We start from the raw sequence: 14,250 nt of genomic DNA, 5'->3' as shown, positions 1-14,250 counted from the left end.
ACACGGCCCCCTCGGCGAAGGCGATCACATCCAGGCCGGGAACTTTCGCGTCATGCGCCAGTTTGCCAGCGGCGCCTCGGGCGTGGCGATTGCCACACGCAACGCATCCAGCCTGAGCCTGCGCATCGAATGGAAAAGCGTGTGGTTGCGCCTGCCCGGTCCCTCGTCCCACCATGCGGCAACGCGATCGGCGACAGGCAAGGGACTGTCGGTCAGAGATTCAAACGCCTTCCCCAAATCGGACGGGTCTATCGTGAACAGGTCGGTGTCGTTGAAGTCGACATCGAACAGATCGCGCATCGCCAGCCCTGCGGCAAAGACAAGTTCCGGCTCGCGCATCTTCTCGATCAGCCAGGGCATTACCGACGGATCGCCAAACAGGCCGATCGACGCCGTTGCTGGCACGCGCAGCAGGGGCTGGCCAAGGCGCGTCTGCAGCCAGGCTTTCGCGGCCTTGGGCGGCGTCGTCAGCATGCGTATCTCGATCGCCGCTTCCGCCTGATCCGTCTCCGTCAGCACGATCTTGTCGATCACTGGGTGCGCAGACCGCGCCTCGCCAAGCAGGCAAGCGGCGAAGGCGGCCGCAAGACGTTCTTTCGCCGTCTTGCCATCAAGACCGCCCAGGACTGTCGGAAGCAGGTCGCGCCGCCCGAGCCCACCGGCGAGCCGGATGGCGCGCCGGCGCACGTTCGCGTCGGAATGACTGGCCAGAGCATGCAGGCGCGGTCCCGGATCGACGCGATGATGCCAGAGAGCAGACAGCCCAAGGCAGCGTAGTCGTGCATCGCTTGTGTCCAGCCATTTCACCACGAGCGGTCGCAGATTTTCGCGCGGCGTGCGCGCAATCGCGGCGGAAAGGCTCGACAAACCAGGCTCGCCCAGGCGCGCCGCAGCGTTGATCGCGACCTCTGTCAGGTCGGTGTCGCCCCAACGCAATGCCAATACGCCAAGCACGAAAAGTTCACCCGGCTCGGCGTAGTCCGCGAATCTAGCCTGAGCAGCTTCCCAGCCAGCTTTACCGGCAGCCATGAGCCCTTCAAGATTGGCTTCGAGACGCTGATCGATACGGCCGATACCCGTCTCATCGAGGACGGGGCCATCGATCTCCCGGCGACGGCGAAGCCACAGGAAAGCCGCATCCTCGGCGTGCTGATCCACGATGGCAGCGATGGTTGCAACGCGGTGCACGGCAGCGCCTCAGTTGAGATGCACGGCCCCGCCGCGGATACGGTTGGTCCCACTCGCCTGGCTTGTCAACTGGCTACCGCGAATGGTCACACGACCATCTTTCTCCAGAATGATTGATGCCAGGCCGCAACGCAGTTCTATCCGCTCTTCGCCCGTGATGACGACACGATCGCCTTCGCGGACCACTTGCAACTCCCTGTTCTTGTGAGCCGGATCGACGATGCGCCCAACGACCAGCGGTCGTGTCGGGTCGCCCTCCTCGAACAGCAGGGCCAGTTCCGAGCCGATCGCGGAAACGCCCAGTTCCGTCAGGCTGCGCGCCGCAATCGCCGTATCGCGCGGATTGCCGACGAAGACCACCAGTGGCGCTCCACCTTCGAAGCCAATGAGCAGGCCGATAACGACGCCGTCGATGCGATCCAGCACTTCCATGATGACGCCCTCAATTGTTGTTGATGGTGCTTCCCTTGACGATCACTTCGCCGTCGGCCTTGACGGTGATCCTCCCGCTGCCCTTGAGCATAATATCCTTCCCGTCAGCGACGATGGTGCCGTCCTTTTTCATCGTAATCGACGCTGAGCCGCATTTGATGGTGATCGAGTCGCCCGCTTCGATTGTCAGATTCTTGCCAACCTTGATTGAACTGTCTTGGGCAATGTCGATACCGCTGCTCTTCCCGACCTTGAGAGCATGCCCCCCGCCGACATCGGTTCCATCATCCGCCCCGATCTTGGCTGTTCGAGCCTTGCCTATCTGGGACGACTGAGCCCCTCCGACGGAAAAACTCTGATCGGCGCCAACATTGACGGTTTGGGCCGCCCCGATGTTCCAGCTGTCGGCTGCAGCGATATCATGGCTCTGATTGGTACCCACACTGACGGATCGGCTTATGCCAATCGTGTTCGTCTGCGCTGCGCCGACGCTCCGTGTCTCGGTGGCGCCCACGGTGTCGATGCGCGCCGCGCCCACTGTCACCGTCTGTACCAGCCCGACCGTCTGCGAATGGTTGGAGCCGATTGTTTCCGACGAATTGGCACCGACATGAATGGCCTCATTGGCGCCGACCGTCAGCGAACGGTTGGCGGCCACCGTCTCCGTGTCGTTGCTGCCGATATTGGTCGTTTGATTGACGCCAACCTTCACCGTCTTGTTGTTGCCGACATCCTCGTCGAGGTTGTGTCCGACGGAGTGCTTGGCGTCGTGGTCGATGCGGTCGGACTGGTCGTGATGGACCGTCTTGTTGCGGTCGTGCTTGATCAGCAAATGGTGGTCCTTCTGCGCCTGGAAATTGACCAGCTCGGAGCCGGCCTTGTCCTCGAACATCAGCTCGTTGTAGCCGCCGCCACCCTTTGACGAGTTGGACTTCCAGCCCGATTGCGTCGCATTGGCCGGCAGTGCGTAGGGCGGCATCTCAGCGGCGTTGTAGACGCGGCCGGTGATGATCGGCAGGTCAGGGTCGCCCTCGATGAAATCGACTATGACCTCCTGGCCGATACGCGGGATCTGGATGAAGCCCCAGCCGCTGCCAGCCCAGGTCTGCGACACTCGCACGAAACAGGAGCTGTTCTGATCCTTCTTGCCGAGCCGGTCCCAATGGAACTGCACCTTCACCCGCGCATATTTGTCGGTGAAGATTTCCTCGCCCGAAGGGCCGACGACAGTCGCTGTCTGCGGACCGCGCATGACCGGTCGCGGTGTGATCCGCGGCGGCCGGTAGGGCAATTTGGCGGGCGCAACGCCCAGCACCACCTTGAAGTTCTCGCTGTGGGCTTCGTTCTGGGTCCGGTAGCCCGGATCGAACAGCCGGTATTCGGCGCTGATCACCAGATAGTCCTGGTTCTGGTCGTCGCGCGGAAAACTTTCGAGGGTGAACTTGCAGCCAGAAAAAAGGCCGCGCACGGTGCCCACCGCCGTGCTGTGCTGGTGCACCGCCTGGAGTTCCTCGCGCCGGATACCCGCAATCTTATCGCCCCGCCCAACATCGAGATGCGCGCCGGGCTGGCGATAGTTCTCGCCCGAAGCTTCCTTGTGGCTGAAGGGCTGGGCCGATTTCGCCATCAGATCGGCGCCAGGCTTCTCGAAATCATAGTCGGTATGGACATAGGCGCCTGGTCGCACCGCGCTGCCTGGGATCCATTCGGTGATGTATTCAACGTCGCGCCGCGAGCCGTGGCCTTCGAAATTAAAGAGCACCTTCTCGTAGCCTGGCGCCGGCTTCAGCTTGCTAATCGCATCGCACAGCACCAGCGTGTGCTTGCCCTCGTCGTGCTCGAAGAAATAGAAGATGCCTTCGTGCTCGAGCAGCCGCTGCACGAAATCGAGATCGCTCTCATCGTACTGCACGCAATATTCGCGCGAGGGATAAGACCCCTGCAGCCGCTTCTCGAATTTGGCGATGCCGTACTTCGAGAATATTTTTTCAATGATCTCGACCGCTGTCATGTTCTGGAAAATACGGCAGTCGGTGGTGTTGCCGAGGAACCAGAGCCATGGCCTGACAGTTGCCTCGTAGAACGCCAGCCGGTCCTCGATGCGGTTTAGCTTGAAATCCGACACCAGGCCGCTGAACCAGCGCTTTGGATTGGATTCACCTTCGACTGAAACGATGCCGCCCAGCATCTTCAGCGGATCAACGTCCCGGCTCTTGCTGACGAACCCGACGATATAGGCAAAGCTTCGGCTGATCTCGTCACGGCCGACAAGATGGGTAAAGGTCAGCACATCGGCGCCAACCGGGGTCTGCACAACCGTGGCACGTTCGTTCGGCATGGGTCGTGCCCCTCCTGGACGCGGCCGCCAGTGTGATGGATTGAAGACCCCGCATGCGTAAACTGCATCACGTTCGGGAAGTTTTCGAATTCACCGCATCGGACCGTTGCGAGCCTAGCATATGTTTGATGGAGGCCAAACAGAAGCAATGGCTAAACCGTGGCATGCATTCATGTGAAGGGCACCTGTGCCACTGCGCTGGCAAGATGCTAGAATGTCTAGGATTTCAGGGTTGCCAGTGGCGTCGAATGTTCATTTCGCTCCAGATCAGCAATGTTGACAGACTGCCGCCAGGCATCGCGACGAGCTATGCCGCCCGCGACCGCAGCTTCGAAATCGGGCGCGAAAATTGCGACTGGACACTTTCCGACCCCGACAAGTTCATCTCGGGCCGGCATTGCGAAGTCCACTATCAGGCGGGCTCGTTCTGGCTTCATGACGTCTCGCGCAACGGCACTTTCGTGAACGGCTCCCGCCAGCGCATGAATGCGCCGCATCGGCTGGCCCAAGGCGACCGGCTGCTGATCGGCCCTTATGTCGTCGCCGTTTCGGTCGACGAAGAGCGCGTCGTCACCGGTCATCCCCAAGCCAGGACCGGTTCGACGCAACGCGAGTTGCCGCCCTCGACGGGAACGCCGCTGGAACTCGGCAGCGCACTGTTCCACAAGCCGGCGGAGGCAACGCCGGTGTCAACGTCTTCAGTGCTGCAGTCCAGCCCCGCTGTCCCGGCCAGGCAGCCAGGGGAAGCGGACGAGATACTGCGCGATATCGCCAGGGCGGCCGGCTTATCGCCTGAGTTGTTGCAGTCGCGCGACCCGAATGACGTCGCTGCCGAGATCGGTGCGGTGTTGAGAACCACGGTTGAGCAACTGTCCTTGCTGCTCAAGGCGCGCGCGGCGGCCAAGGTGCTCGCCAAAAGCGCGCACCGCACGATGATCGGCGCCGACGACAACAACCCACTGAAATTCGTGCCGGGCACCGACGACATACTCGAGATCATGTTTGCCAAGCGCCGGGCCGGCTATCTCGACGCCAGGCATAGCATCGAGGATGCGTTCCGCGACCTGAAGACCCACGAAATCGCGACCTACGCCGCCATGCAGGCCGCGCTCTCGAGGCTACTCGACGACCTGTCGCCGGAGGTGATCGCCAAAAGAATCCCGCCTGCGTCCTTTTCATCCAGGAAAAGCCAAGCCTGGGATGCGCTGGTCGCAACGTGGCGGACGATGGAGGACAAGCACGAAAACGGTATGCTGGACGTCTTCCTCGCCTATTTCGCCGAAGCCTACGCGAAGGCTGGCAAGCAGAAATAGCCGCGCTCGGCAAATGTCGTCAGCAACGCTCTTACGGGCTGTGTGAGGGACCCCGTGGAAGAAGCCGCTTCCTTGATCATCCTGCTTTCCGATTTCAATCGGCTTCTGGTGCGACTAGGATAGCGCATGGGTGCTTGCCTGCTGGCAAAGCGGCGTGGCTTGGGGCGTGTGCAGGAATGTCATGTTTCGGCAAGATAAGTCTTTCCATCCGGCTCGCTGTTGATACCCTGCCTGGTAGGCGCCTCTCATCCCACCTGGAATATCCCCATAGCACCTCGACGGTGGTGCGCCGATGAGATCGAAGGACGATCCCTCTGAGCCGCCGGACAAAACCGTCATCCGCGCGCCACGGCCAAGGCAAAAGCCGCGCGTGGCTCCCGATAGTTCCGCTGCTCCATCACCCGCCAGGGAATCGACGGTGTTCGACCCGGGCCTCGGCCGACAAATGCCCCCCGGCTGGTCGTCCGGAACCATGGTCTTTCAGGGGGCCAGCCACGGAGCTGAGCCCGCGGCGGCACCGGCGTTGCAGCACGACGCCTTGCTCGACGCCACTGCTGGCGTGAAGTATGCCGCGACAAATCCTATCCTTGCCGCCGCAGCCCCCTTGCTCATGCTGTTCGGTCAGCTGCGGCTGATACCGGTCGAACGGCAGGCCGCAGCCTTGGCGGAGCATATCGCAGATGCCATCGAGACCTTCGACCATATCATTACCAAAGCCGGTATTGGGGAAGAAGACGCACGGATCGCGAAATTTGCGCTTTGCGAAACCGCCGACGATCTCGTCGGCAACCTGCCCTGGCCGAACAAGGAAACCTGGCTTCAGCACAGTCTGGTGGTGCAGTTCTTCCACACACAACCGACAGGCACCGGCTTCTATGAAGCGCTGAACAACATCCTCGCCAAGCCTGAAGCGCATTACGACCTGCTCGAATTGATGCATGCCTGCCTGTCGCTGGGGTTCGAGGGCCAGTATCGGGGATTGTCCGGCGAACGGAACAAACTCGATCGCGTTCGGCGCGACGTCTACGACACGCTGCGCTATTTCAGGCCGCGCGCCGCTGAGGACATTTCGCCCCGGTGGCATGGCATGGCGGCGGCAATGGCCAGGCCAGGAGGGCGGCTGCCTCTGTCGGCGATCGCAGCCGCCGCCGCGACCTTGGTGACGGCGGCTTTTTTCGGGCTACGGATCCTGATCACCGATGAAGGCGATGCAACCGCCAGCGCGTTGCTGGCGCTCAATCCTTCCACCCCGGTCACCATTGAACGCGCCAGCGTGGCGACATCCGCCGAACCGGTGCAAGCCAACCCGCCGCCACCCGCTCCTCCACACACCACGCAGATCGACCGCATCCGTACTGCACTCGCCAAGGAGATCGCCGGCGGCGGACTGAGCGTCGGCACGAAGGGCGACTTCATCGTTGTCGCGATCAGCAACCAGCTTTTGTTCGTATCCGGCCAGGCCGAGTTGACGGCACAGTTCCAGCCCGTCGCGGGGGATATCGCCACGGCGCTCGATGCCGAATCGGGGCCTATCAAGATCGTCGGCCACACCGACAATGTGAAGCCGAAGAAGTCGAGCACGTTCAAGTCGAATTTCGATCTTTCCGTCGCGCGTGCAAAAGCGGTGCAGGCCATGATCGCCAAGCGATTGAAGGATCCATCGCGCCTGAGCATCGACGGCAAGGGCGAGGACGAGCCGATCGCTGATAACGCCACAGCGGAGGGCCGCGCCAAGAACCGCCGCGTGGACGTGATGATCCCGAAACAGGAAACCTTGCAGACCGACCCAGCGGGGAACGGCGACTGATGCGCTGGATGTCGCGGATTTTCAGCATGCTTGCCTTGGCCGGCTTCTCGGCCGTTGTCTGGTATGCCGGACCGCTGATCCGCTTCGCCGACACCCCCCCGCTCGGGTCCGTCTGGCTCAGGGCGGCCACGATCGGCGCGACCGTGGCGGGGCTTGCGCTGTTCTACGGCGTTCGCTTCTGGCAAAGGCGCAAGGCGCAAAAGGTGCTCGAAACGGCCATTGTGTTCAGCGATGAGCGGAACGACGATGCCCAGGTGCTCGAAGCGCGAATGAGCGAAGCCATCGCGACGCTGAAACGGACGAGCGGCAAGCGCAATTTCCTCTACGATATTCCCTGGTATATCATCATCGGCCCGTCCGGCGCCGGAAAGACGACGGCGTTGGTCAATTCCGGGCTGACGTTTCCGCTTGCGGGCTCCGGCAATGCCCAGCCGGTGGCTGGCGTCGGCGGCACACGGTCCTGCGACTGGTGGTTTACCGACGAGGCAGTGCTGATCGACACGGCCGGCCGCTATACGACGCAGGAATCGGACCGCGAGCGCGACAAGGCAAGCTGGCTCGCCTTCCTCGGATTGCTCAAGAAAAGCCGCGCCAGGCAACCGATCAACGGCGTGATCCTCGCCATCAGCCTCGCCGATCTCATCGGCCTCGACGACCAGCATATCGAGGCACATGTCACCGAGATAAGAAGCCGCCTGCGCGAATTGCACGAGACGCTGAAGATACAGTTTCCCGTCTATCTGCTTTTCACCAAGGCCGATCTCGTCTCCGGCTTCATGGACTATTTCGGTGAATTCGACGAAGCGCGCAGGCGCAAGGTGTGGGGCACGACGTTCCAGACCGTCGATCGCACAAGGAACATGGCCGGCGAGGCGCCGGCCGAATTCGACGGTCTGGCGAAGCGCTTGGCGGAAGAGGTCGTCGATCGCTTGCAGGAAGAGGCCGACCCGGTAGCGCGCATCGCCATCTTCGGCTTCCCGGCACAGTTCGGTGCCCTCAGGAACCGGATAACTCATTTCATCGCCAGCTTGTTCGATACCTCTCGATCGCATGTCAATGTCAGCCTACGGGGCCTCTATTTCTCCTCTGGTACTCAGGAAGGAACACCGTTCGATCAGGTGCTGGGCTCGATCGGCCGCAGCTTCGGCACCACCTCGCAGGCGCATCTTTCCGGCACAGGCAAGAGCTTCTTCCTGCACGATCTCCTGACCAAGGTGATCTTCCCGGAATCGGGCTGGGTATCCTTCGACCGGGCGGCCGAACGGCGCACTAGGCTCGCGAGACTTGGCGGCCTCGCCGCGATTGCGCTCGCGGCCTTGGCGGCTCTCGGCGTGCTTGGCCTCAGCTTCTTCGCCAACAAGTCACTCATCGCCTCCACCAGGCAGGCGATGGCACAGTATCGCGACAGCGCGGATTCGCTGCTCAAGAGCACGACGGTGACCGACGTCGACCTGGAAAACGTCATCGGCCCGCTCGATCAGCTGCGCAACCTGCCGGCCGGCTTCGAGAACGGCGACCAGGCAAACCCGATCGAGGAGTCGTTCGGGCTTAGCCAGCACGAGAGGCTGCTGTCAGCCTCCAGAACTGCCTATCGGCAAGCCCTCGAGCGGACATTCCGCTCCCGGCTCCTGGTGCAGGCCGAGCGCACCATCCAGGCCAAGATGGCCGATCCGATCGCGCTCTATGAGCCGCTGAAGATCTACCTGATGCTGGGCGGCAAGGCCCCGAAGGTCGATGACGAGTTGATCGTTTCCTGGATGAGGCAGGATTGGGAAGAGAACCGCTATCCCGGCGAAAGCAACAGCGAGGGCCGCGCGCAGCTCGAAAAGCATCTGCGCGCCATGCTCGCGCTCGACGACGCCTACGATCCCGTCTTTGAACTCAACCAGCCGCTGATCGAAGCCGCGCAACGCTCGCTTGGGCGCATGAGCCTTGCCGACCGCGCTTCGGCGCTGATCAAGTCAGCGGTCTACGCCGCAAGGCTGGAAGACCTCTCCGTTGCAGCGAAAGCCGGCCCCGAGGCGCAGCTGCTGTTCGAACGCATGGACGGCAGCGATCTCGCCGATCTCAACGTTCCCGGACTTTACACGCGCGCCGGCTTCAACCGCTTCTTCCTGCCACAGCTTTCGCGCATCGCGCAACTGCTCGTCAACGACCAGTGGGTGCTCGGCGGAGGCGGCGAACAGGGCGGCATCGACCAGGACCTGCCCAAGCTCGGTCCAGAATTGATCGACCGCTACGGCGAGGAATTCTCCTCCGCATGGCACCGCGTACTCGACCAGCTGAAGTTCAAGGCGTTGCTCAAGGACAAGCCGCAATATCTCGCGCTTTCCGCCCTCGCCGCGCCGGACTCGCCTCTCGATCAGCTGTTCACGGCGATCGCCGATGAGACTGCATTGACGAAGCAGAACACCACGGCCGAGGGCGAGAGCAGCGCAGCGCAAGAGGACCCAGCCAGCATGGCCAAAGGTCTGGCACGCATCGGCCTGCAGATCGCCGGCGGCAAGTCGCAGAGCCGAGCCGGACTGGATTCGGCTGTCGCGCAGAATGCCGGCGCGGGCGTCGAGGCACAGTTTCGATCGTTCCAGGCCCTGGTTAGCGGCGTCAGTGGACGGCGGCCGCTCGATGCGTTGACGCGGAATTTCCGCGATATTTTTCAAAACCTCAAGCTTTCGGCCGATGTCCCTTCCCAGACCGAACGCGCCAACGCCAACCTGCAGTTGCAGATCTCCACGCTGCACGCCAATGCCTCCCGCCTTCCGAAGCCGCTGGCGCGCATGGTCAACGCGGCAGCGGACGAGTTTGAAGGCAATGTCGCCGAAGCCTCGGTGGCCAACCTCAACCAGAACCTCGACCAGACGGTCACGCGAGCCTGCGAGGAGGCGGTCAACGGTCGCTATCCCTTCGCCAGTGACGGCACCGAAGATATCTCGATAGCGGATTTCGCCAAGCTCTTCGCGCCGGGCGGGCTGATGGACCGATTCTTCGCGCAGAACCTTGCGCCGCTGATCGACATGACCGGCCAGGAATGGACCTGGAGGCAGGATGTCCGCTCCAGCCGCGACCTGGCGAAGTCGACCTTGAGATCATTTCAGGCGGCCGCCGAGATCCGCAGCGCCTTCTTCCCTTCCGGCGGCTCGGTGCCGTCGGTTTCGATTACCGTCACGCCTTTTTCGCTGAATAGCGACGCTAACAACGCGGTTCTCAACATCGACGGCCAGACCGTCCAGAGTAGCCAGGCGGGGAGCGCGCCAAGCACAGTGACCTGGCCAAACAGCACTGCCTCTGGTTCCGCCAGCCTCAGCCTGATGCCGGAAATGCCAGGCCGCGACTCCGCTCTCAAATTCGAAGGACCGTGGGCCTTTAGGCGTCTGTTGGACAAGGCGACCATCACCGCCAAAGGCGCCAACACCGAAGCCCGTTTCGTGATCGGCGGACGGGACGTCGCTTACACGATGCAGATCGGACCGGGGCCTAACCCCTTGCTGCTGCCGGCCCTGTCCGGCTTCAGCTGTCCGAAGGCGTTCTGACATGGCTGTGTTCCAGCGCACCGCCAGCCACAGCGCTCATTTCGGTACTCTAACGTATGCGCTTGTGGCAAAGTGGCTTGGGCACCCTGCCCATGCTTGGTCACAGAGGACGCTCGCGAAGCGCTTGGTGGCAAATTGAGCTCTGTCGCCCTTCCCATCGAAAGCTTCGGCGTGAGCCATCAGGGCTGCGTGCGCGACCACAATGAGGACAACTACCTGATAGAGCCGCAGACCGGCCTGTGGGTGGTGGCCGATGGCATGGGCGGCCACGAGGCCGGCGAGGTCGCGTCGGCCAGCATCGTCGATCATCTGGCGACGATCGGCATTGCGAGCTCGGCACCGGACCTTCGTGCGCGCTTCGAAGACCGGCTGAGCCGCGCCAATTCCGAGATCCGTAACATCTCGCGATCCCGCGGCATCACCATCGGCTCGACCTTCGCGGCTTTGCTTGCCATGGACGGACGGTTCGCTGGCCTGTGGGCCGGCGACAGCCGCATTTATCTGGTCCGCAACGGCGCGATCTTTCAGGTCTCAAAGGATCACACCGAGGTCCAGGAGTTGCTGGACCGCGGCATGATCAGCGCGGAGGAAGCGCTTACCTGGCCGCGCCGCCATGTCATCACCCATGCCGTCGGCGTCAGCGATGAACTCAAGATCGATTTCCAGCAGGGCGAGCTGATGCCGGGAGATGTTTTCGTCCTGAGCACCGACGGACTGACGGCACATGTCAGCGACGCCGAGATCGAAGCCGCGGTGAGATCCGCAACGCCCCAGGCGGCGTGCCGAAGCCTGCTGGAGACGGTGCTGGCGCGCGGCGGAATCGACAATGTGACCATCGTACTCGTGAAGATCGGCGGCGGGCGCAACGGTGCGCTCCATTCGGATCGGTCCGAAGCGGAGAGCCTGGCGAGATGAGCGACGACGACAAGACCCGGATATCGACGAACGACATCTATGCCGGCGTCGGCACACAGCTCAGCGGCATTTACGAACTCGACGAAAGGATAGCCTCCGGCGGCATGGGAGAAGTCTATCGCGGCCACAACATCCAAACCGGCGACCATGTGGCGATCAAGATCGTACTGCCAGAATTCGCCCGCGATCAGACGATCCTGTCGCTGTTCCGTAAGGAAGCGTCGATCCTCAATCATCTGTCGCATGACGCGGTGGTGCGCTATCACGTCTTCACCATCGATCCGAGGATCGGCCGCCCTTATCTCGCGATGGAGTTCGTGGACGGCCAGTCCCTGTTCGACGTGATGCGTCGCGGACCGATGCGGGGGAAGACGTGCGGCGGCTTTGCCATCGCCTGGCATCGGGGCTCGCCGCGGTGCACCAGGCGGGCGCGGTTCACCGGGACCTGTCGCCGGACAACATCATCCTGCCTGGCGGGCGGGTGGAAAGCGCCAAGATCATCGATTTCGGCATCGCCCGGTCAGCGACCGCAGGTGGTGAAACGCTGATCGGCGGCAAGTTCGCCGGCAAATACAATTACGTTTCGCCCGAACAGCTCGGCCTCTACGGCGGCGAGGTCAGCGAGCAGTCCGATATCTATAGCCTTGGCCTGGTGCTCGCCGCCGCGCTGCGCGGGAAGCCTCTCGATATGAGCGGTACGCAGTACGAGGTGATCGAGAAACGTCGGACCGTGCCGGACCTGTCAGACATCGACCCCGATTTCCACGAGCTCGTCGGCGCGATGCTGCAGCCGGATCCGCGCGATCGGCCGGCCAGCATGGCCGACATCGCCAGGGAAACGCGTGGCGAGGATGTCGACGTGACGTCGCCGCCGGCATCGTATGGTCCGCGTGACCGCTCGGGCTTGCCGCGCGCCGGCTGGACGGCGCTGGCCGAGTCGGGGCCGCGGCCTTCGACGTCCGCAGGCGAAAAGCACTTTGTTGAACATGTGCGACCGGCGCATCTGTCACAACCACGGCCGGCGCCCGCGCCCGCGCCGGCCAGCAAGCCCATGCCGGCTTCGCCGCGAAAATCGTCGCGGATGCCGGCTGTCGCTGGCGGCCTTGTGACGCTGGCGGTCCTGTTGGGGGGCGGCGTTTACTTCAGTGGCATGCTGGCGCCACCGCCGGCCGAAAAGGAACTCAAGCCCTTGATACCGAAGCCGGTGGCCCAAACACCGCAAGCGGAAGCATCGAAACCTAAGCCACAATCACCGGTGCAGCCTCAGCCGGAGCCGTCAAAATCTGACAGCGCTGCCACCGTCGAAACGGTAAAGCCACCTGCCCTGCCGGATGTACAGATGAAGCCCGCAATGCCGGCTGGGAACCAGGCGGACGCGGCAGGCGAGCAGAAACCGGACCCTGCCAAGGCCGCCGAAACCCCGGTGCCGACCCCCAGGCCGGAGGTGCGGCAGGCAACAAAATCACAGCAGCCCGCAGAGCAGGAGACGGCAGCGCAGCCAATGACGACCGACAAGCAGGAGCCGCCAGTGTCGCCCAAAGGCAAGCCGGCACCGACTACGGCTCAGCCCGAATTCACGGCCAACACCAATCAAGCACAAGTGCCGCCGGTCGAGATCAAGCCTGTCCAGACGCCGGCCGCGAGCCCGCCAACGTCAGTGCCGGTGCCAAAGGCTGAGGAGAGTGCGAACTCGTCAAAACCAGCCAGCGCGCCGCCGAAGGCGTTCGAGCCAAGCCAGGTGGTGGCAGAGGGCAAGCCGGCACAGGAGGCAACCCCGCCGGCGACAAAACCAAGCGCAACCGACCTCGTCGACACGCTGTCCAAATTGGCCAAGCCGAACGCCTCCTCGCCTCCGATTGCGCAGAGCCCCGTGCCGGCGCAGCCGACCAGCCCGCCGGCTGAACAGCCGGCGACCCCGACCGCCAGCCAGCCGCCACCAACCGCGCCATCAGAGCCAACACAGACGGCGCAGGCGTCCCAACAACCGCAGTTGCCGGTAACCACACAGCCCGAAAATACCGAAGTCGCGATCAATGTGCCCAAGCCGGCGGTTCCGCCGGCGAAGGCGGTCGACGAGACGGCGCAACACGCCTCATGGGTGCGCGACTTCAGCGGCGGCGACTGCTTCTACGCGTCGCTGGCACCGGACAACGCCAGCGCCATCGAGGGCTTCGCAACCACCGTGCAGCCGTTCGAGCGGATGCTCAATGATTTTCGGTCGAGGTTCCATGTCGAGCCGGACATCAGCGTCCGTCTCATCGAGCAACCCCAGTGTGAAGTGACAAACTTCCTGCGCTTCATCGACCGGAACCGAGTGGAAAGTCCGCAGCTCGTTCTCGACCGGACATCGGTGCCTGATGGCGCGCCGATCAGCGGCACGCTGGTAACGCATGGCGGGCTGGTTTCCAACGTCATGCTGATCGACCACAGGGGCATCGCCTTCAACCTGGACGATCGCATCGTGGCACAAGCCGACAAGGCGACTTTCAACATCCCGATCGGTCTAGGCGCCGCCGACAAGGCGGCAGGCAAGGCCCTGCCGCAGATCATGCTGGTGATCACCGGACCGAAGGACATCCAGGCCGCGATGTTCTCGAGACCGACACCGGTCTCCGAGCTTTTGCCAAAGATCCTCGAGGAGATCGGCTCCGACGGCTCGCGGTTCTCCGCCAGCGCCAAATATTTCCGGCTCGGCGGATAGATATGAACGCCGATGGACCTTCGCCC

7 protein-coding genes and 1 pseudogene are annotated in these 14,250 nt (G+C 62.9%); 5 read left to right on the top strand and 3 right to left on the bottom strand.

Annotated elements, in window-relative coordinates; genetic code table 11:
* Positions 1–24: 24 nt before the first annotated feature.
* Genes EJ077_RS15775 through tssI form a run of 3 tightly spaced genes read right to left on the bottom strand, consistent with a single transcriptional unit; the run spans position 25 to position 3,958 of the window.
* On the bottom strand, positions 25–1,188 hold the full coding sequence (locus EJ077_RS15775; RefSeq protein ID WP_208695182.1) for a hypothetical protein: 1,164 nt from the start codon (positions 1,186–1,188) through the stop codon (positions 25–27).
* 9 nt (positions 1,189–1,197) lie between these two features.
* A complete protein-coding gene (locus EJ077_RS15770; protein ID WP_135864730.1) occupies positions 1,198–1,623 on the bottom strand; it encodes a DUF6484 domain-containing protein in 426 nt (141 codons plus the stop codon).
* Positions 1,624–1,630: 7 nt separating this feature from the next.
* Positions 1,631–3,958, bottom strand: coding sequence for a type VI secretion system tip protein VgrG (tssI, locus tag EJ077_RS15765; protein ID WP_208695181.1), 2,328 nt, complete (start codon positions 3,956–3,958; stop codon positions 1,631–1,633).
* A gap of 248 nt (positions 3,959–4,206) precedes the next feature.
* Here tssI and tagH point away from each other — a divergent pair, with 248 nt between their 5' ends.
* The 5 genes and pseudogenes from tagH (at position 4,207) to EJ077_RS15740 (ending at position 14,224) form a co-directional block, all read left to right on the top strand.
* The gene (gene tagH, locus EJ077_RS15760) at positions 4,207–5,271 is read left to right on the top strand and encodes a type VI secretion system-associated FHA domain protein TagH (protein ID WP_135864726.1); all 1,065 of its coding nucleotides are present in this window, start codon (positions 4,207–4,209) and stop codon (positions 5,269–5,271) included.
* Positions 5,272–5,563: 292 nt separating this feature from the next.
* Positions 5,564–7,078, top strand: coding sequence for a type VI secretion system protein TssL, long form (gene tssL, locus EJ077_RS15755; protein WP_208695180.1), 1,515 nt, complete (start codon positions 5,564–5,566; stop codon positions 7,076–7,078).
* The gene (tssM, locus tag EJ077_RS15750) at positions 7,078–10,608 is read left to right on the top strand and encodes a type VI secretion system membrane subunit TssM (RefSeq protein ID WP_208695179.1); all 3,531 of its coding nucleotides are present in this window, start codon (positions 7,078–7,080) and stop codon (positions 10,606–10,608) included. The genes tssL and tssM overlap by 1 nt, the downstream gene beginning before the upstream one ends.
* Positions 10,609–10,743: 135 nt before the next feature.
* Complete coding sequence (locus tag EJ077_RS15745; protein WP_135864720.1) at positions 10,744–11,523, top strand: PP2C family protein-serine/threonine phosphatase; 780 nt, start codon at positions 10,744–10,746, stop codon at positions 11,521–11,523.
* Positions 11,520–14,224: pseudogene (locus EJ077_RS15740) on the top strand (protein kinase). Before EJ077_RS15745 ends, EJ077_RS15740 begins: the two are co-directional and overlap by 4 nt.
* Positions 14,225–14,250 lie beyond the last annotated feature (26 nt).

Origin of the sequence: Mesorhizobium sp. M8A.F.Ca.ET.057.01.1.1 (assembly GCF_003952565.1) — a bacterium.
In the GTDB taxonomy this organism is placed as follows: domain Bacteria; phylum Pseudomonadota; class Alphaproteobacteria; order Rhizobiales; family Rhizobiaceae; genus Mesorhizobium.
The sequence above is the reverse complement of the archived record's forward strand: the minus strand, read 5'-3'. Positions and strand labels throughout refer to the sequence as shown.

Excerpts from the sequence above, each read along its gene's own strand:
- tssI (WP_208695181.1), bottom strand. The coding sequence starts at position 3,958 with ATGCCGAACGAACGTGCCACGGTTGTGCAGACCCCGGTTGGCGCCGAT.
- tagH (WP_135864726.1), top strand. The coding sequence starts at position 4,207 with ATGTTCATTTCGCTCCAGATCAGCAATGTTGACAGACTGCCGCCAGGC.
- tssL (WP_208695180.1), top strand. The coding sequence starts at position 5,564 with ATGAGATCGAAGGACGATCCCTCTGAGCCGCCGGACAAAACCGTCATC.
- tssM (WP_208695179.1), top strand. The coding sequence starts at position 7,078 with ATGCGCTGGATGTCGCGGATTTTCAGCATGCTTGCCTTGGCCGGCTTC.